The sequence below is a fragment of the Fructilactobacillus florum DSM 22689 = JCM 16035 genome, from assembly GCF_001436645.1.
GTDB classification, from domain to species: domain Bacteria; phylum Bacillota; class Bacilli; order Lactobacillales; family Lactobacillaceae; genus Fructilactobacillus; species Fructilactobacillus florum.
The window spans coordinates 141,841-161,597 of sequence record NZ_AYZI01000003.1; the positions used below are offsets into that span (position 1 = coordinate 141,841).

Annotated in this window: 18 protein-coding genes and 2 tRNA genes; 9 read left to right on the forward strand and 11 right to left on the reverse strand. The window is 38.8% G+C overall.

The annotated features are described in order from the left end of the window. Nucleotides 1–2: 2 nt before the first annotated feature. Together FC87_RS02575 and FC87_RS02580 are read left to right on the forward strand one after the other, a co-directional pair. Complete coding sequence (locus FC87_RS02575) at nt 3–440, forward strand: HIT family protein (RefSeq protein WP_054689550.1); 438 nt, start codon at nt 3–5, stop codon at nt 438–440. A gap of 119 nt (nt 441–559) precedes the next feature. Then, nucleotides 560–1,447 (forward strand): peptidylprolyl isomerase, encoded by an 888-nt coding sequence (locus FC87_RS02580; RefSeq protein ID WP_056961524.1) that lies wholly within the window; start codon nt 560–562, stop codon nt 1,445–1,447. Between the two features lie 52 nt (nt 1,448–1,499). Here FC87_RS02580 and FC87_RS02585 read toward each other — a convergent pair whose 3' ends face one another. The 6 genes from FC87_RS02585 to FC87_RS02610 form a co-directional block, all read right to left on the reverse strand. After that, on the reverse strand, nt 1,500–4,091 hold the full coding sequence (locus FC87_RS02585; protein WP_056961526.1) for an ATP-binding protein: 2,592 nt from the start codon (nt 4,089–4,091) through the stop codon (nt 1,500–1,502). Further along, nucleotides 4,081–5,304 carry a metallophosphoesterase family protein gene (locus FC87_RS02590; protein WP_056961528.1) on the reverse strand — a complete coding sequence of 408 codons (1,224 nt, stop codon included), beginning with the start codon at nt 5,302–5,304 and terminating at the stop codon, nt 4,081–4,083. The genes FC87_RS02585 and FC87_RS02590 overlap by 11 nt, the downstream gene beginning before the upstream one ends. 56 nt (nt 5,305–5,360) lie before the next feature. Next, entirely contained in the window at nt 5,361–5,708 is a 348-nt protein-coding gene (locus tag FC87_RS02595) for a YlbF family regulator (protein ID WP_009166731.1), read from the reverse strand. A gap of 49 nt (nt 5,709–5,757) precedes the next feature. Beyond that, nucleotides 5,758–7,860 carry a transglycosylase domain-containing protein gene (locus FC87_RS02600; protein WP_056961530.1) on the reverse strand — a complete coding sequence of 701 codons (2,103 nt, stop codon included), beginning with the start codon at nt 7,858–7,860 and terminating at the stop codon, nt 5,758–5,760. 106 nt (nt 7,861–7,966) lie between these two features. Then, nucleotides 7,967–9,658: an arginine--tRNA ligase gene (gene argS, locus FC87_RS02605; RefSeq protein ID WP_056961532.1), complete on the reverse strand. Its 1,692-nt coding sequence runs from the start codon at nt 9,656–9,658 to the stop codon at nt 7,967–7,969. A 216-nt stretch (nt 9,659–9,874) separates the two neighbouring features. After that, nucleotides 9,875–9,945: transfer RNA gene (locus FC87_RS02610), tRNA-Gly, on the reverse strand. 86 nt (nt 9,946–10,031) lie between these two features. On the opposite strand from FC87_RS02610, the gene FC87_RS02615 reads away from it, so the two are divergent. Further along, nucleotides 10,032–10,367 carry a DUF1516 family protein gene (locus FC87_RS02615; RefSeq protein WP_009166728.1) on the forward strand — a complete coding sequence of 112 codons (336 nt, stop codon included), beginning with the start codon at nt 10,032–10,034 and terminating at the stop codon, nt 10,365–10,367. Between the two features lie 2 nt (nt 10,368–10,369). Here the strand turns inward: FC87_RS02615 and FC87_RS02620 are convergent, their stop codons facing one another. The 4 genes from FC87_RS02620 to FC87_RS02635 form a co-directional block, all read right to left on the reverse strand. After that, nucleotides 10,370–11,086, reverse strand: coding sequence for an aspartate/glutamate racemase family protein (locus tag FC87_RS02620; protein WP_009166727.1), 717 nt, complete (start codon nt 11,084–11,086; stop codon nt 10,370–10,372). Next, nucleotides 11,086–12,345 carry a carboxylate--amine ligase gene (locus FC87_RS02625; protein WP_009166726.1) on the reverse strand — a complete coding sequence of 420 codons (1,260 nt, stop codon included), beginning with the start codon at nt 12,343–12,345 and terminating at the stop codon, nt 11,086–11,088. Before FC87_RS02625 ends, FC87_RS02620 begins: the two co-directional genes overlap by 1 nt. 48 nt (nt 12,346–12,393) lie before the next feature. Next, nucleotides 12,394–13,926, reverse strand: coding sequence for a UDP-N-acetylmuramoyl-L-alanyl-D-glutamate--2,6-diaminopimelate ligase (locus FC87_RS02630; protein WP_009166725.1), 1,533 nt, complete (start codon nt 13,924–13,926; stop codon nt 12,394–12,396). A gap of 131 nt (nt 13,927–14,057) precedes the next feature. Further along, complete coding sequence (locus FC87_RS02635) at nt 14,058–14,516, reverse strand: MarR family winged helix-turn-helix transcriptional regulator (RefSeq protein WP_009166724.1); 459 nt, start codon at nt 14,514–14,516, stop codon at nt 14,058–14,060. A 222-nt stretch (nt 14,517–14,738) separates the two neighbouring features. Between FC87_RS02635 and FC87_RS02640 the strand changes: the two genes are divergently transcribed. From FC87_RS02640 to FC87_RS07095, 6 genes are all read left to right on the forward strand, one after another. Further along, nucleotides 14,739–14,823, forward strand: a tRNA-Leu gene (locus FC87_RS02640). A gap of 434 nt (nt 14,824–15,257) precedes the next feature. Next, nucleotides 15,258–15,842, forward strand: coding sequence for a TMEM175 family protein (locus tag FC87_RS02645; protein WP_009166723.1), 585 nt, complete (start codon nt 15,258–15,260; stop codon nt 15,840–15,842). A gap of 20 nt (nt 15,843–15,862) precedes the next feature. Next, on the forward strand, nt 15,863–16,441 hold the full coding sequence (locus FC87_RS02650; protein ID WP_009166722.1) for a TMEM175 family protein: 579 nt from the start codon (nt 15,863–15,865) through the stop codon (nt 16,439–16,441). Between the two features lie 164 nt (nt 16,442–16,605). Beyond that, nucleotides 16,606–16,986, forward strand: coding sequence for a fluoride efflux transporter FluC (locus FC87_RS02655; RefSeq protein WP_035422201.1), 381 nt, complete (start codon nt 16,606–16,608; stop codon nt 16,984–16,986). Beyond that, nucleotides 16,986–17,336 carry a fluoride efflux transporter FluC gene (locus FC87_RS02660; protein WP_054690928.1) on the forward strand — a complete coding sequence of 117 codons (351 nt, stop codon included), beginning with the start codon at nt 16,986–16,988 and terminating at the stop codon, nt 17,334–17,336. The genes FC87_RS02655 and FC87_RS02660 overlap by 1 nt, the downstream gene beginning before the upstream one ends. A 309-nt stretch (nt 17,337–17,645) precedes the next feature. Further along, complete coding sequence (locus tag FC87_RS07095) at nt 17,646–18,449, forward strand: alpha/beta hydrolase (protein ID WP_056961534.1); 804 nt, start codon at nt 17,646–17,648, stop codon at nt 18,447–18,449. A 15-nt stretch (nt 18,450–18,464) separates the two neighbouring features. Here FC87_RS07095 and FC87_RS02670 read toward each other — a convergent pair whose 3' ends face one another. Continuing rightward, a complete protein-coding gene (locus FC87_RS02670) occupies nt 18,465–19,745 on the reverse strand; it encodes a type IV secretory system conjugative DNA transfer family protein (RefSeq protein ID WP_056961537.1) in 1,281 nt (426 codons plus the stop codon). Nucleotides 19,746–19,757 lie beyond the last annotated feature (12 nt).

The window sequence follows — 19,757 nt, forward strand, 5'->3', positions numbered from 1 at the left end:
CCATGTCAAATTTACATTCTGATTGTGTTTTTTGTAAGATTATTGCTGGTGATATTCCTAGTTATCCTGTTTTTGAAGACGACGTTGTCCTGGCTTTTTTAGATATTTCCCAAGCTACCCCTGGGCACACTCTCGTTATCCCCAAACAACATTTACAAGACATCTATGCCATGTCAACGGATCAGGCAGGTGCAATTTTTAGCCGCATTCCACAGATTGCACGTGCCATTCGCGCTAGTGATCCACAAATTAAAGGAATGAACATCGTTAATGATAACGGAGTCGTCGCCTACCAGTCCGTTTTTCACGCCCATTTTCACCTGATTCCCCGTTACCAGCCAACCGATGACTTTAACATTCATTTTGGAGACCACAGTACAGATTATCAACCACAGCAGTACCAAGCTCTTCAAACGGCCATCAAAAAACAGTTGCATTAATTTTTAAAATATGCTTAATTTTGTGCTAATTATTCTCTGAAAATTCTAAATGTGTTATATTTAAGCAAGTATGATTTAAAAGTTTCCAAATCAAGCAGTAAAGGATAGGATGGACAAATATGAAAATTACTAGAAAAAAAATCGCGCTCGGAGCAGCTGGAGTTTTAATGAGTTTATCATTAGCAGCCTGTGGTGCGGGTGGCAAAAGTGTTGCTACTACTAACGGTGGAAAAATTACCCAAGAAGATTTCTACAATAAACTGAAGAAATCTCCACAAGGAAAACAGCAGCTTCAGCAAATGATTTTGCATAAAGTTCTAGAAAAACAATACGGTGACAAAGTTAAAAATTCTGATGTTGATAAACAACTCAATCAATACAAATCCCAATATGGTAGTCAATTCAAGGCGCTTTTACAACAACAAGGCATGACCGAGTCAACCTTAAAACAATCCTTGAAAGATCAGCTAATGTTAAAACAAGCTGTGATGGCAAGAACCGACTTTTCTAACAAGCAATTGGAAAAGCAATTCAAATCCTTCCAGCCAAAGGTAACGGTTCAAACCATTATGACCAAGGATAAGGATACAGCGCAAAATGCCATCAACGATTTAAATAATGGCAAAAAATGGAATGATGTTGTCAAACAATATTCAGAAGACGAATCGAATAAAAATAACGGTGGAAAAACCCCTCCTTTTGACAACTCAACTCAGGGCGTAGAATCATCGGTTAAACAAGCAGCTTTCAAGCTGAAAGATGGCGACTACTCGACTGAACCAATTAAGACGCAACAAGGATATGCAGTGATTAAAATGGTTAAGCATCCTAAGAAAGGTAGCTTAAATGACCATAAAGAAGAAGTTAAACAACAATTAGCAACCAAACGCATGTCTGATAGCAATACCATGCACAAAGTTGTTTCTGAAGTGTTAAAAGACGGCGATGTTCACATTAATGATAATGATCTCAAAGATGTGCTCTCCGGTTACGTTGAAAAAAATTAAACTAAGCAACTAAAAAAGCTTCACTTTTCAATTCTGAAAAGTGAAGCTTTTTTTAATTGTTTTCCTTATTATTCGTTAATAACGTTTGCGTGGCGGGCATTAAGTCGTCTTGTAAAATACGTTCATCAGCCGTGAAATAAATTACCTGCGTTCTTTTACTTAGATCTTTCAACAATTCCAGTGCGTGTTTGGTTCGGACACAGTCAAATTCAGCAAAGCCATCATCAACCATAATTGGCATTGGATATTGGTCGCTAAATGAGCTAGTAAAAGCCAACACCAGTGAAAGATATAGTTGTTGCGTGGTTCCTCGTGATAGTTCACTCACTTTAAACCGGAATCCGTCGTTTGTAACAACTTCCATTTTATTTTTATAACTAATCTTTTGATAATGCTGATCAGTCAAAATAGCAAAATATTTTTGTGCCTGTGCTTGAACTTGCGGGAAGCGCCCATGGTTAGCCTGATTTAAAACTGCTTCAATCCAATCGTGACTCAATTGATTCACAAAGTAAATTTTAGTCTGCTGAATTATTTCAGTTTCAAGATTAGCTAGTTGCTGACGAATCTCAGCAAAGGTTCCATCTTTCGCCTGTAGTTGCAACTCTCTTTGTAATTGTGCCTGTTCCTGCGCCAATTGAGTCCCGGTGGTACTCAACTCCGTGCGCTGCTGCCGTAACTTGCTAATTTTTTGTTGCAAAGCTGATTCATCCTGGTATTGCTTCAAGCTCGCTAGTACTGTGGGCGTAAGTACTTGTTCTAACTCAGCCTGTTCCATTCTTTTTTGTTTCAACTGTTGCTGTTCCTTGTATTTTTGTTCAAAACTATGCCGACCATCCACTTGCCGTTGTTGCCAAAATTGCTGTTGATTACGTTGGAGCTGTTCAACTTTCTGCAAAGCAGTGGTGGCAGCGTGTTGAAGCTCCTGCAGTCGTTGTTGATAATTTGACTGTTTCTGAGCACAATCTTGTGCTTCAGCCAAAATTCGTTGCAATTGCTGGATTTGTGTGGCGGGGGCGTTTGCCTGCAAGCCAAAAGGTTGTGCAGCAAACTGCCAAGCAGAGAGCATCTGAGTAAGCGCTGTTTGCAAATGCTGCTGTGTCGCCTGCTTTTTTTGAAATGCTGCTTTCTGTAAATCTCGTTGATTAATTTTGGCCTGTAATACATTTGTCCACTGTGCCATTGGCACCTGACTAATGTTAAATTGGCGTCCAATCGACGTCAGCTCTTGCTCAACCTGAGCTGATTGGGTCTGTAATTCCGTCGCACTTGGAAAAGTCGATGATGCTGACCCCTGTTTTTGCTGCTGGCCGAACAATTGATAACAACTAATTCCTAGCAGAGCTAATCCTAATAGTCCTCCAATGACCAGTCCAACCCCTCCCAAGAAAATAGCACCAAGTATTAATAAAAGCCCTCCAGCGATTCCAAACCATTCCCATGAAGGAGTCGGCTTAGTGTTAGGATTTTGGGAAGGAGTTTGGGACAATTGGAGTTCCTGTTGCTGTAAAGCTTGTTGCTTTTGCAACAATTCGGCGGTTTTTTGATTAGTAGTTTGATCAAAGGGCTTACTTTGTGGTCCCCCGGCTGCTTGAGTAATTGTCGTTAATTGTTCTTCATCATTCTGCAGCTCGGTCGTAATTTGATTGAGTTGGCGCTGCTGTTCTGCGGCCGACTCAACTTGGGGAGCTAGTTGCTCAATTTGGCGCTTATGTTCAATATAGAATTGATACCAATCCGGTTGTTGCGGTGCTTGTTTTTGATAGGAGTTTACCTGTTTTTGTTGTTCTTCTAAGTTCTGAGAAGCAATTTCTAAGGAACTTTGGAGCTTGTTACTAGCCTCTAAATCAGCTGGTTCAAATCCTGCACTTCCCGTCAATTTTTGTTGTCGTAGCGCTTGGAGCTGCTGATATTTATTCCAGAGGCGTTGCTCATCTTCTAATTTAGGCAGATCAGAGGCAACTTTTGTCAATGCTTTTTGATTTTCAGCTCGCTTAGTTGCAATTACCTGTTCTTGTTGCTGATTTTCTAAGTATTTGGGATAGTCCGTTTGAGAAGTTTGAGCCTTTTTCGTTAACTTTTCATGCTCCTGTAACAGTTGGTTTAATTTTCGAGTTCGACCCCGCGGTGCATAAAGTTGTTTCGCTTCTTTCTCCAACTTTTCGGCTAGTTCCAACCACTCGTCTACGCCAACTACACCAACCCGATTGATCAATTGATTTAACTTTTGCTTAGATAGGTTAGCCACTGCCCCCAAATCTGGAAAGCTGAAATAAAATAAATTTTGGTAGGTTTTACGATCAATTGGACCTAACCATTTTTTTAGTAAATCCGCCGATTGGTCCTTACCTGCTGCATCGGTAATGGTTAAATCTCCACCATTTTTTGCATCTACCCGATGTAAATGAAAAACTTGTCCCTGCTGCTCAATCGTGAGTCCCCCACTCATTTTACTTTTATCTTTAGGCCCGTAAGGATGACTAGTGCTACGTTTCTCAAACCCAAACAACATATCCAAGATGAAACTGACCATTGTACTTTTACCAGCTTCATTTCGCCCGTACAGTGCCTGCAAGTTTTGCAACTCCAACGAAAAATGGTGAAATTTACCGTAGTTATCAATCTCAATTTGTTTAATCTTCATTAAGATCTTCCTTCCTCTGCGTTGCTGCTCTTAATAGTAGTTCACTATCTCGCTGCAAAGCCGTGTACGCCACCTCATTTTGAAATTCATTAAACAAAAAGCCTTTTTCAAATAATTTTTTACCAAGGGCAAGCACATGCTCACTACTAAAAATTTCAGGGGCAGTTGCTTCCCAGTATTCTTGATCAAGATTAGTAAAGTTCAGACTGGTTTCCTCCACTAACGAAAGCTCATACACCCACTCGGATAAATTCTGTTCTTGAAGGAGATCTTGCAAATGAGCCAGACTAATTCCCGTTAAAATATTTTGCTCGAGTGCTTGATTCAAAACTGGTTCTGTTGCACGACAAACTATATTTATTAAATGTAGCTTTTGATAGTGCTGACTTGCAAGCAGCTGCTCCAAACCATTCAGCAACTCCGAATCCTGCATTCCGGCTGTTAGTGAAAATGACAACGAAGAAAAAATAATTGGGGAAGTTTCGTGAAAGCTTTTGCTAAGATGACCGGCGCTATCATCAACCTGTAAGTAGCCTTTTTCCCCTGTTTCATTTTTATGCCGACCTTGAATGTTCCCGGGATACTCAATTAATGGCGATGCACATAGTTCCATTCTCTTATGAATATGACCCAACGCCCAGTAATCATAATTTTTTTCTAACAATTCATTCACAGTAAACGGGGCATAATTATTATTCGCGCCCGTTTTTTCTGCCCCATGAATCATCCCAATCTGATAGTCAGCTGTACCCCGGTAGGGAAAAGCAGCAGCTTTGTCAGTTGTAACTGCTCGGGTTCCGTAACTAAACCCCGTAATCGCAACAGTTTTACCATCTGCCAGCGTCAGGGTTAGCGTGGTTGGTTCTTGGGGGAAGATATGAACATTAGCAGGCAAATGAAGTCCTCGCCCATCATCAGCTTGAAAATCATGATTACCAAACGATAAATAAACCGGAATCTGAGCGTCCTGTAACCGCTCCATTTCGGTTGTAAAGGCATTTAAAGCTGTAACACTTTGATGCTGACTGTCGAAAATGTCGCCAACAATCAGCATAAAATCAATTTGTTGTTCAAGGGCATCATTTACTAATTGATGAAAAGAGTCATATGGACCCTGCCGTAGTTTTTTCCATAGTTCTTGCGGGGTGCCTGCTCCCTGCAAGCCTTGATAAGGCGTATCTAAATGAAGATCAGCCGTATGAATAAATTTCATAATTAAACTCCCATAAAACAGAACAGGAGCGCCGCAGCGCTCCTGTTCTTCAGCAACTATTCTTGATAAAGCTTGCGTAGCGGTTCCGTGATAACAGCATTGGCTTCGTCAATCAACTTACCCATGGCTTTTTCGCGTTCCATCAACTGCTTAATGGCAGGCAACTGATTCATTTTGTCAGCCAGCCCCTGCGCATGTTTCATATCATCTTGAGTGATTTCCTGACCGTTCATTTGCTTTTGACGTAATTCGTTTTGATTAGCTTGAAAGTCCGTAAAGACTTGGTAAGCTTCTTTTTCCTTTTTTAAGTCTGCAAAGGCACTTTTCAGATTCGCAAACTGTTCTGAGCTAACAATTGTTTCTTGCATTTTTTGGGCTTGTTCAATAATTTTATGATCTGACATTTTTTAATCCTCCAAGATTAAGGTTGGCTCAATTTTAACATATTTTTAGCTATTTCCCTAGAAAACTCCGCGCCCGCTCGTAAAAATCTTGAGCGACTCCAGCAGCCCGCTTTTCTATATCCTTAGTAACATCCTCAGCTTTATGAGTTAAGTCACTTCCTGAGAATGATTGTTTTTGTCGTTTTTGTTTTTGTTCAGCGCGTTGCTGAGCATCCTCCGTATTAAAGTTTGATTGATCGGTCAGTGGTAAAATTTGCTGCATCTGTTGCTTAAACAGCGAATTTACCCCCGTCCCACTTAGATTTTCCAAGTGATGGTCGGCATTAGTATTATCAAAGCCCTCCCAGGTAGCTACCACCACGTCAGGCGTGTAGCCGATAATCCATTTATCTCTAGTCGCATCAGCATCTTGACTACTGTCTGCTTCAGTACTACCAGTTTTACCAGCAACTTGATAGCCTGCTGGCTTAGCCGTTGCCCCGGTGCCGTAGTCAAAGACCCCCAGCATCATACTGGTCATCTCTTTAGCAGTCGCTGCCGACATGATCTGCGTCGTATTGCCAGAATTAGTTGCCACTGTTTTGCCAGTCGAATCAACGATTTTGGTAATGTAAAATGGTTTTGAAACTTGTCCTTGGTTAGCAAATGCGGTGTATGCTCCTGCCATTTGCTGAGGCGAAACTCCTGTTGAAAGCCCCCCTAATGCTAGTGCTAAGTTGTCATCCTTTTTTGTAACTGGCAACCCAAACTTTTGAACCGAATCAAATCCATTTTGAACCCCAATCTTGTTCAAAGTCCAAACTGCTGGGGCATTTCGACTTTCCGCCAAAGCCCGATACATCGGAACCTCACCCTCATACTGGTTATTATAATTATTTGGCGAATAATTATTTTTACCATAAGACTGTTTTTTATCAACTAACTTTGAATCATAGGAAAAACCGTGTTCGAGCGCCGGAGTATAAACCGCCAACGGTTTCATTGTTGACCCTGGCTGGCGCTTAATGTCAGTCGCTCGGTTAAAGCCTCGAAAGACATCATTGTTACGACCCCCCACCACTGCTTGCACACCACCATTTTTCGGATTCAAAGCGATACTAGCAGCTTGCACTTTTGTTCCATCTGCTGCATTTTGTGGGAAAAGATTAGGATTTTTAAAATCAGTTTGGAAGCTAGCTTGTTGCTGCTGATTTAGATTTGTATAAATCTTATAGCCGTTATTCATAATTGCTTTTTCACTAATTCCGTATTGATTAATCGCTTCGTTAATCACGGCATCAAAATAATAAGGATATTTATACCCATTTTTATTTTCAAAGGTATCCTTCGTCCCCAACGGTAAGGATTGGTAATGTTTTACCTGTGCCTTCGTTAATTTTTTATTTGCTCCCATCAATTCAAGCACTAGATTTCGTCGTTGCTTGGCTGCTGCGGGATGATCAATCGGATTATTACTAGGGTTTTGCAACATTCCTGCTAATACTGCTGCATCTTGTACTGGGAGTTCCGAAGCATTTTTGCCAAAATATTTCCGAGAAGCATCCTGAACTCCATAAATACCATTTCCAAAATAGGCATTGTTCATATACATCGTTAAAATCTGCTCTTTGGAGTACACATTTTCAATCTCAATCGAAATAAACAACTCTTTAAACTTCCGCGACAGGGTCTGCTGTTGCGATAAAAAGGTGTTTTTAGCTAGTTGTTGTGAAATGGTACTGCCCCCACCACTAATTTGATTTCTTCCCATCAGTTTATTACCGACGGCTTGAAAAATTGCTCGACCGTAACCTTTGACGGAAAAACCGTGTTCGTGATAAAAATTACGATCCTCGGTCGAGAGGATTGCCGCCGGCAAGTGTGGTGAAATTTGCTGCATGGAAACGTAGGACCCCTTTTGGGCATATAGTTTCCCAGCTTCATCATGATTTTGATCGTAAATAACCGTAGAACGTGAGAGATTGGATTGTAGACTGCGGACATGGGAAGTCTTCGCAATTACCGTCAAATAAGTAACTGATACTAAGGTGAAAAACAACACCATGACAATCAGCCACCGTGTAATTTGGAAACGTTTCCAGTATTTCCGAAAAAACCGCCAGCTCCGTTGCCAAGCAGTTTTAAAGAATGAACTCGACTGTTGTTCTTGCATATTTTTTTCTCCTGTTTGAAATTAGTCCGTATTGTACCATAATAAACAGTTAAAACGCAGCAAAACAAAAACAACGATGGTGGAAAATCCATCATCGTTGTTAAAGTTACATTTCGTCTGGAGCTTGAACTCCTAACAAACGGAGGGCTTCTTTTAAGACTAAGGAGACCGCTTGAACCAAGGCTAGCCGGTCATTAAGTTGGTCATCATCCGTCAATATCTTGGTATGGGCATAGTACTTATTGAACGCTTTTGCCAAGCGGAGCGCATATTTAGCAATCATTGACGGTTCAAATTCATGATTAGCACGGCGAACTGTTGCTGGAAAATTCTGTAGCATTTTAATGATGGTCCACGCATCATCAGTCATCGTTAACTGAGTGATTTTGGTAGGGAGTGGCTGATGAGCCTTTTTCAAAACACTTTCTGCCCTAGCATGGGCATATTGTACGTATGGACCAGTCTCTCCCTCAAATTTTAGCTGTTCTTGCAAATTAAAATCAATCGGATCAATTCGTTCATTTTTTAAATCACCAAAGATAACGGCGCCAACCCCGACTTCTTCTGCTACTTGTTCCTTATTCTTTAAATCCGGGTTTTTGGCAGCAATCTGTGCTTGCGCTAGTTTAATCGATTCTGCTAAAACTTCATTGAGTAGCACGATGTTTCCATGACGAGTTGATAATTTTTTCCCATTGACAGTAATCAATCCAAACGGAATATGATGGAGACCAGCAGCAGATTTTAGTCCCATTTTCTTAAGAACTGCTTTGAGTTGTTTGAAATAGTAAGTCTGTTCCGAACCGACCACATATAAATTCATTACTGGATGGTAAGTCTGATCCCGATAAATCGCCGTAGCAATGTCGCGAGTGATATAAAGCGAGGCTCCGTCCGACTTGAGGATTAGGGCTGGATTTAAATTATCACTGCTTAAATCAACCACCGAAGCTCCCTGGGATTTTTCCAGTAAACCGTCTTTTCGTAAGGTATCAACTACTCCTTGCAGAGCATCATTGTAAAATGACTCTCCATTATAGGTATCAAAACTAACACCTAACTTTTGATACGTCTGGTTAAAGGCCTGCAAGGAAACTTCGCGAAACCATTTCCATAGTTGAACCGCTTCTGGATCACCATCTTCTAACTTTTTAAACCATTCTCGTGCCTCTTCATCCAGAGTTGGATCTTGTTCATCTTCATGATGAAACCGAATATAGTACTGGACTAAGTAATGAATGGGGTCTCGTTTAACATCATCTTCGTTTCCCCATTTTAGGTAGGCTGTAATCAACTTTCCAAACTGCGTTCCCCAGTCGCCAAGATGATTGTCCTTGATGGGTCGATAGCCGTTTTTACTCAGCAGTTTGGCAATTGAATTCCCAATAACGGTAGAACGCAAATGTCCCATTGACATTGGCTTAGCAATGTTTGGCGACGACATATCAATCGTCACTGTTTGGTCGTGACCATCTTCATTATCACCATAATGATTTTTTTCAACGAGCACTTCTCCAAGAACTTGTTGTGCCACTTGTTGCTGATCCAAAAAGAAATTCAAGTAAGGTCCGACTACAACAACTTTGGAAAAGTTCGTCGTATCAATCTTTTCCACCAACTTCTTAGCAATTTGTTGCGGAGCAGCATGTAGCTGTTTAGCTAGTATAAAGGTTGGAAAGGCTAAATCACCATTTTGGGATGTTTTCGGTACTTCAATTTTTTCGTAAATGTCACTTGCCGTAACCTGACCGTCAGTAGCATCCGCTACCGCCGTTGCCACCAATTGTTTATAATCCATGTTAAATTACCTCCTAAATAAAAAACTCCTACATTAAAATAATGTAAGAGACGAGCAAACCCGCGGTACCACTCTAATTGGTTAGTTCCCACTTTGAATTATTCAGTTTGCCCTAAAAAGTACGCCTTCTTATCATGATTTGCCTAGCTCACACCATCCTAGACTCACTGGTTAACCATTAATAATACTACTCTCTTATCGTCAGGCGCTTCCCAAAGCGGGTGACGGGAATCGAACCCGCGACGTAAGCTTGGGAAGCTTAAATTTTACCACTAAACTACACCCGCAGTACGAATAACATTGTACCACGAATTTCAATAGCCAGCAATCATTTCTCAAAAAATATGCTAAACTTTGAACAGGAGGAATCACTATGTTAGTTAACATCCTGCGCTTGAGCTGGTTTTTATTGGCAGTCGCCTTTTTAGTTGGTATCACAAACCAACAAGATAAAAAAATTGTGAAAGCTCTAATCTATTCTAGAATTTCGTACTTAGTGGTCTTAAGTCTAGAGGTAATACTCACGATTCGTTGTTTCACTACTCAACCCGTATTGGCAACGGTCAACTTCTTACTAGTAATCTGTACCATTTCATTTGTTGACATTGCTTACCAACGAAAAATTCAAGGAACTGGCGATCGAATAATTCCAATCATTACCATCATGTTAATGATTGCTTCGTGGGGCTGGCTTCTCTTACTTCATTAAAATCAAGCTTGCTGAGTTCGTAATTGCAGCGCTCGCCGTAGCGTTTCATCTACGAGCTCACTTTGGGCATCGATTACGGGATAACCGCCATTGCCAACCCGCTGATCAGCAACGGAAAGTTCCGTACAACCTAACACAACTACATCACAGTGCTGTGTAACGATCATTTGTCGCAAAATCTTATGGTATAGATTGGGATCAACCTGATTTTGTTCCTTAACCCCAGCATAGATTAATTCCATGGTATCATGTGCGACTTCAGGACTGGGCATAACAAACTGATACCCCGCTTGTACGAGCTCTTTTTCATAGATTCGATCATGCAGCGTACCTTGTGTTGCTACTAAACCAATGCGACGAGCACTGGGAAACTTAGTTTTAATGCTTGCAACTGCTAATCGGGGCATGTGCAGAATCGGAACCGTCGTTAATTCCTGCAAATCCTGATAAAAATAATGCGCCGTATTGCAAGGTAGCGCAAAAAAAGCCGGATTCAGCAAGCTTTGCTGTTTAATATCAGTCGCCAAGGGAGGCAATGGACTGGGCTGAGTATGATCCATGATGTAGTCCGTGCGATCAGGAACCGTAGCGTGATTTACCAAAATGTAGTTCAAATAATCCTGATCTCGATGTGCCGGAGTACGTTGATTCAACAGATGCAGGTAGGATTCCGTTGCTTCCGTTCCCATGCCACCGATAATTGTAAAAAAATCTTTCATCAGTTGTCACCCTTTTCTCGTGCAAAGTATGTTGCAAAATCTTTTTTATAATTATGGTTCATCCATTTAAACAATAACCACCGCATTGGGTTGCGGTCTTTTTTATACCAAAAAGTTGTTCCAAACCGACCGGTAGCTAACAACTTTTCTGCGACAGCTTTATCTGCATTTGCCTTAGCAAATTTTTTGAAAGTTGCTGGTGGAACGCCCAACCAAAGTTGGCGATGCTGATCATCTTGATTGCCGAACACCGGCTCTCGTTTCGCTAAATTGTCATTGACATAGTCGTCAACTAACCACTGAGCCAGGTTATAACCTGCTAAGGTTACATAAAAGCTGCTCCGTCCCTGCCGTAAATTAATCTCAAACAGCTTAAAGCTGTGGTCACGAACATCCCACTTTAAATCAAAATCAGCAAAACCAGTATAGTTAATCTGCTCCAAAAAATTCTGCAGTTGCTGATAAATCTTTTCATCGTATTCTGGCAAAATTGCAACATAGTTTCCAATCGCACCGGGAGCGGGATCTTCTAGTAACGGATGACCCAAGCACATCATCTTAACATGGTGTTGCTTATCAACATATGCATTCACCACCCGCATGTTGCTATCATCACCTGGAATGAAGTCCTGCAAGATCATATCCGAAGTATAGCCATTGGTGTAGATCTTTTTGATCACCTCATTAAATTCAGCGGCACTCCGAATAATGAAAACTTTTTTGCGTCCTTCAAAGTGGATATCAACCCATTCAATGCTGTTGGCCGGTTTCAAAGCAACCGGATAAGTATCCGGTTGGGTGTACGTACCGTTTTGATAATCAATTTTAGAAATCAGTCTCGTCTTGGGATAAGGTAGCTCGTATTGATCACAAAGCTGATAAAAATTTTCCTTAGTATTCAGCTGATTTGCTAAGTCAAAATCAACATTTGGACAAACAAAGACATCTTTTAGTTCCGCTTTATGTTTAGAAATCAGCTCAGAATAGCCATCACTACAGGCGATTAAGATAACTGGTTCTGGGTGGTTACGATATTCTTCTTTTAGTTTACGAAGTTCAGCAATCCAAACCGGATCTTCACTAAAATTAGGAATCAATTCCACGTTAACGATTTTGGAATAACGAGTTGGAGCCAGTTGAACTTCTGCCAGTGCCCGTACTGGTTGCTGGTTAATTTCATAAAAAGAACGGGCCATTCCATAAACATTGAAGTCACTGCCAAAGAGAATTGGCGTAAATTTTGGGGCTGTATTCTGCATAGCTATCATTCACTTTCTAATTATCATCATTGAGTTTAAGCAGCGCGGTTAGTCAAGTTGAAGCTGTTTTTTGACTACTGAGGAATCCGTCGGATAGGGAGTGTCAACCCCCTTGATTTTTTGATAGGGATCTTGTCCTTTGCCAAGAACTGCCACTAGATCATCAGGGCCAGCTTGTTCAATTGCTGTCTGGATTGCCTGGATTCGATCCATTTCAAAATGAACCTGCACCCGCTGATGATCAATATGGTGATCAATTTCATGGGCAATTTGTTCCGGGTCTTCAAAAGCAGGATCGTCAGTGGTCAGATAAACCTCGTCTGCTTCCTCACTTAGTGCCTGACCAAATCCAGCTCGGCGATCGATTCCCTTGTTACCAGGACTTCCCAAAACCACAATTACTTTCCCAGCTGGATGATGGTCTTTTAAGAAGCGCAGAACAGCCTTTGTACTCGCATAATTATGAGCATAGTCCACATAAACTGTTCCATGGGTCGCGCTTTGATATGCTTCCATGCGACCTGGAATTTTGGTTGTGGCAATCCCAGCGGCTAACTGGTCATGCTGAAATCCTAATATTCCACCTGAAATAATGGCATCTACTGCATTGGCCTCATTGTAATCTCCCGTGATTCCTAATGTGTAAGCACCAGCAATCCCTAAAGCCTGAGCTTTTTCGCTAAGGGCATTCAGCGTGATTTGATTTTCACTAAGCGAATCAGCCGTGCTGTCAAACGTAAAGTCAACCATTTGCTTTAATTGAAGCTTAGCGCTACTTCTTGCAAACAAATAAATTTGATCAGGATCCGTCGTAGCTTTGGCAGCATCATATATCTCAGCCACATGTGCAGTTTCTGCGTTAATGATCACCCGTTTGGAATTAATTAGCAGCTGCTCTTTACAATGAAGATAATTTGCGAAGGTGGGATGTTCATTCGTTCCAATGTGATCAGGAGAAATATTCAAAAATGAACCAACATCGTATTTAAGACCATAGACGCGCTGCTTCAGATACGCCTGCGAGGAAACCTCCATTATTAAGTAACGCATCCCGTTTGCAACGGCCTGTTGCATCTGTGCAAATAAATCTAGTGATTCCGGGGTTGTCAGCTGTGATTTGAATATCTGCTGTGGTTCAGACCCAAGAACGGTATTAACTGTTGAAAATAAGGCCGTCTTTTTGGCCGTTGGTTGCTGAAGTGCCTGATATAAAAAGTAGGCAGTCGTGGTTTTCCCCTTTGTTCCAGTAATTGCCACAATTTTCAAATGATTTTGAGGATAGTCAAAAAAAGCCGCTGCTAATAGTGACATTGCCTTTTGCACATCCGTTACGATAATCTGACAAGCCTGCTGTTCCAGATCAACCGGTTGTTCCGTTACAATCGCCGTAGCTCCCCTAGCAAGCGCCATGGTAACGTAACTATTTTTAAAATCACCCTTACAAAAAAACAGCGTGTCAGGCTGGACTCGACGTGAATCATAGCTAACATGCTGAAAAACAAGGGGCTGTTTTTCTTGGATTGATCGTAAGATGTGATGTTCATTTAAGATAATTTGCAGTTGCTCCATTGAAAGTGTCACAATAAAATCCTCATTATGCTTTTATTTGCGGAAGTACGCTTACCGCTACCCCGCTTTTAAATTCTCTTTCATTCTATCAAATCGCGTTATAATGCACAAAAAAAGAACCGATTCGCATCGGTTCTTCCAAGTTATTTTGCAACTTTTAATGCTTGCGTATCAACTTCATCAAGTTTGCTGCTAACCTTATCGATCACTTTCAACGCGGCAATCATTTCAGTTTTACTCATACCCAAAATTTCAAAACAAGTTTGCACATGATCGGAAATTTCTTGATGCATCGCTTCACCGTGCTCGGTCAAACTAATGTTAACAACTCGTTCATCTTTTTTAGAACGAGACTTCGTAATCCAGCCCTTACTTTCCAAACGTTTTAATAGTGGTGTTAAGGTTCCACTATCCAGGTTCACGTATGAACCAAGTTCGCGTACCGTAATTGGTGCATGCTCCCATAATACTAATAATACAAAGTATTGTGGATAAGTAAGGCCATACTGAGACAGCACATCTTGGTAAAAACGATTGAACTTTTTGTTGGCATTGTAAATCCCGAAACAAAGTTGCTCATCGAATTTAATGATTCCATCCATTTTAAAACCCTCTTTCCAACATAACTTACAACAAAATAGCTATCAAAAACTCGACTTCCAACGAGTTTTGTATATCTTATCATATTTGTTATGAACCAATGACTTTTACAAATGGCAAATTTTTTGAAATACACTGCTAGATTAGAAAATAAAGATGATGTTACTCAACTACAACTTATCCTTGCAATTAAACCACGAAATATTATATAATTAGACTCATACGCCCCGGTGGCGGAACTGGCAGACGCGCAGCGTTCAGGTCGCTGTTTGATTTTATCGAGTGCGAGTTCGAATCTCGCCCGGGGCATTTTTTGCGGACGCTGAACCTTGCTATTACGGCATTTGTTGTGAATTATCCCTAGCAATTTTCAGTCCAAGCACTTATTTTCAATAAGTGCTTTTTCTTTTGAACAAAGATAATAATTGCTATTTACGCGATTTTTCAAACTAGAAATATCGGACTTTAACGGCTGTTTATATTAATTATCATGTAATATAAAAATATTTTATTTTTTTGTGAAATACTGTTACAAATTCCAAAGTTTGTAACATTTATCACAATCTCAGAGGAGCTTGATTCTCGCAAAACCCCTGATAACAGTAATTTAAAATGTCAGTATCAAAACATTATTTTTTAAGCTTTATAGCTCATTTTAAGTCACAACATTATAAAATAATACGTTAAGATTAATTATAAATGATCAAAATAATTAAATTGTTAGCAAAGGAGTATGAGAAGTTATGAACAAAGCAAGAGTAGAAAATCTAACTGATGCAATTGTTGGTATTATCATTACCATCATGGTCTTAGAAATTAAAGTTCCGAACACTGCCTCCCTCACTGCCATCATCAGTGATTTCCCTTATCTAATCGCCTATATCGTCAGTTTTATCCTGATGGGTGATGCTTGGTACAATCACAATTACATGTTTGCTCAAATAAAAACCATTAATCGTAAAATTTATTGGCTTAATAATTTGTGGATTTTCTGGATGTCCTTGATCCCAGTGGCAGCCGCCTGGGCAGGAAAGTTCATCGATTCAGTTGGACCTGAAATATTCTTTTTCTTAATATTTTTCGCTTGGAGTCTTTCATATGCAATCCTAAGCCGAGCAATTGTTGTGCAGCTTGAACGGGAAAAATTAGTTACCGGGCAAAAAATTAAGGGGATGTTTGTCTACCGATTTTTCACCAGTAAATGGTTTTTTATCGCTGCAGTAGTTAATTTTATGGTAATTTTTATTTATCCCCCCATGGGGATGGCATTGACCTTTCTAGGATTAATCTCTGATCAAATCAGAATTAATCCTTATGATGAACGCTAAGCATATCAAGGAGCATCATTATGAATAAAACCCGTGTTGAAAATTTAACCGATGCAATTGTAGCAATTATTTTAACCATTATGGTTCTGGAAATTAAAGTTCCGGATACACCTCGGCTAAGCGAAATTTTGCATGACCTCCCCTACCTAACAGCATATGCTGTTAGTGTGATTTTTATCGGGGTTGCCTGGTATAACCATCACTACATGTTTTCTTTAGTTAAAAAAGTTAACAAAAAAATTTTCTGGGTAAATAATCTTTGGCTATTTACAATGTCCCTAATTCCAGTGGCTGCTGCTTGGGTTGGCCGTTTTATGAATTCAACTGGTCCCGAATTGTTTTATCTGATCATCTTTATCTCATGGAGTCTTGCCTTTTTCTTGCTATCTAAAACGATTGCTGATCAGCTCCAAACTGAAAATTATCAAGAAGCTGCCAAAATTAAAAACATGTTTATTTATCGTTTTCTTCGTAGTAAATGGTTCCCCATTACTTCCATAATCATGGTCCTTGGCATCTTTATTTTCCCACCTAGTGGCCTTTTACTAGGTTTTCTTGAATTAGTCGTTAATGGTTGGAAAAGCCCCCAGCAAGGATAGCTAGCGCACACAAAGATCTGTTCTAGAAACATTGAGAACAGATCTTTTTTTGCTTGAAAAATTAGCAAGCATCCTACTGTAAAAAAAGAAATAGATTGTTTACAATTGAAAATATGGTCTACAATGTGCCAATTATAGTTTAACTAACCTCGAAAGGATTTGTTATGGGAACTCGATTTGTATTTGGGGCTGGTCTCCTTGGAGGACTAGCAAGACTAGAAATCACTCAGTTGATCAACTATCATCAATTTCCAATTGCCACTCTCTTAATCAACTTAACGGGAGCATTTCTTCTACCAATTTGGACAAACTATGGTTGCCAGCGATTAGGCTTATCAGCACGGTGGAATCAGGTGATTGGAACCGGTTTGATTGGCTCCTTTACCACCTTTTCTGGAATAATTCTCGACAGTTTGAAATTGCTTGAGGTTCACAATTATAGCGGTTTCACGCTTTATCTTTCTTTCAGTATTATTTTAGGGCTGTTGGTAGCTGTCGTTGGTGACCAATTTTCACATATTCTGGCCAAAAGGATGTGGAACTAATGGGAAATATTCTATTTTTTCTCGGTGGAACCGGGGTCGGCGCAATTCTGCGCTTTTCAATCACGAATCACTTCAAACAAAGCAATCACGGACGGCTCGGAACTTTTCTGGTAAACATGATTGGCTGTTTTATTGCTGGAATGCTAGCCCCAGTGGCAGTAGTAAGTGGCGGTACAAACCTGCTGTTAGGATTTATTGGCGGCTTTACTACTTACTCAACTTTTAACAGCGAATTAGCTAATTTGTGGTCTAATCATGCTTATCGACAACTATTTATCTATTTAATAGGGAGTTATGGCATAGGTCTGATGCTTGGTTTCATTGGATTTTTCAGTTCCAGTTATTTCTAACTGGCAAGCATTATAAAAACTAAACGATCTTTTTAACTGATCGATATAGATATAAATAATTAAAAAATTTGTTTGCCTTGATCGGAACAACTGCTCACATTGGTTGCCGGTTAATCTACAATATCCCGTAAATTAAGGATTATCAGCAAAAATATTTTGACATTGTTTAACTAATTTGACACCATTTTCAAAGACTTCAATTTCAATTATCATAATATTCCATTTTATTTATTGAATTGTTTTCATCATAAATATTATAATAAAAAAGCCAACATCATTTTCGAAAACAATCATATGGAGGCTATTTTTATGTTAAACAAAAAAATGAAAACTAAGAATGGAACCTTTAATTACTTCATAAATGAAAATTTCGATCGTAAAAATCCAACTATTTTCTTTTGGGCAGCAATGGGCATCAATAGTTCCTACTTTGATTATTTCAATCTATTTAAATACATAAATACTGAAAAAATCAATCTCATCAGCGTAGACCAATTAGGAAGCGGATTTAGTGGCTATCCAAATAATAATAAAAGAACCCTAGAAAACTATTCAACAGAAATGAAAGAATTTATTGGATGTTTTAATCTTAAAAAAATTTTTATAGTCGCACATAGTTTTAGTGGAATATACTCTTTAAATATATTGAATAATATCAACGTAGCTGGTTTTATCGGAATAGATCCAACATCTCCCAAAATTATAAAAAAATATGAGAATCAAATTCAAAAAAACCTGAACGAAGCTCTAGAAAGCAAAAATAATAATCAGCATATGGATACAGATATAAATCCATCCCTACCTTCAAATATAAAATCAGAAGCGATGGTTCTTTATAAAAACATTTCTGGAAATGAATTTGAAATAAATGAATTACAAGAAGCCCATAACACCATAAATAAAATGTTATCGTCATCTATTAGTGACAAAATTCCGACACTGACTTTTTTATCTACTTTAAATTTAAATTCATACAAAAAATATGGTAACCCATATTTTAATAAAAACGTTAATTCATCTGAAATAATTTTAAATGGACATCATTTTTTACAATGGCTCCATCCAAAACTTATGGCAACATATATTGCTACATTTATAGATAATATTGTTTAATTTGACTGCCCTTAGTCAACTGTTGTTGGAATTTATTATCAAGAACGTCGTGCAAAGATTTGCGAAGACTATTTTAATCCGATCATAAGGAGCTTTAGCCATTAATTTAAAATAATGAGTTAGGATTGATTCTCTTTTTCCAATTTCTGGATCATCAGTAATATTTTCATTTGAGTCAACTAAAACTTCTTTACCAGCCATTTGAGTAAGCATTTGATAAATGTTAAATAAAGTAACTTTATCCCAATCGTTATTACGTCTTGCTAAATCAATTTGTGCCAAAATCAAGGCATTTAACAAGTTAGAAGATGAATTAGCCCAAAATGGATCACTTCCCCCGGCACTTTTAGTTTGATAAATAGAGGTGGAAATTTTATTAACTTCCATTTGGACCTGATCTGTATATCCTTTTTTGGCATAGTCAATAATTACATTAAGTGGATTATAACTAGCTGACTTATACATATTACTTAAATCAATAATCACTACTTTATATCCACGTTTAATCAAAGTAAAAAAACTTGACCGAGAAAGCTCTCCTTTAGGGTCATTAACAAAGATAGATACTTTTTTCTTTGCTCGAGATAAAATGTCGATTAAAGGAAAAACAAATGTTTCACCTTTACCAGATCTTGTAATCCCATAAATTAAGGTATTATTAGTTGCTTGGTCTATCATATATTTGCCTAGAATTTTAGACTTCTTAAAAGCTTTTTGAATAAATACCTGAATTTTATTGCTTGGAATATTGACCCGATTAGCCTTAGGTACAACAACATACGTAAATATTTGCATCAACTTACCAAACAAATTGTTTTTATGCAAAACGGGAATTCCACCATAACAAGAAAATGATTCATTACGGTCTGGGATATTAGTATATTGTTTTGAAACTTTTTTGTTATCTTCAAAGCTTTCATTACCATATTCAAAAGTATTGTATGTTATATAAGATCTAAAGATTCTATACCAAACCGTACTTAAACCAAATGCAATAAAGATAATCCAATAAATCAAAGACGGATAAGCTAAATCATTAAAAATCCAAAAACCTCGAAGGTCTAAAATATCGTGTAATTTTATAGGATTTGGCTTATCAACATTAAAATATAATCTTAAATATTTTAAATATATCCACAATTTATAAGTAATCTGAGACATATATCCCGCAATAGACATTCCAACGATTGCCGTTACGATTAAAGCAATAATTAACTGACGTTTTGACTGTGACCACCATGGCCCTTGAGCTTGTGTTCTCTTATTTTTACCATTACCTAAACTCTTTCCAAACAAAAAAAGTGCCTC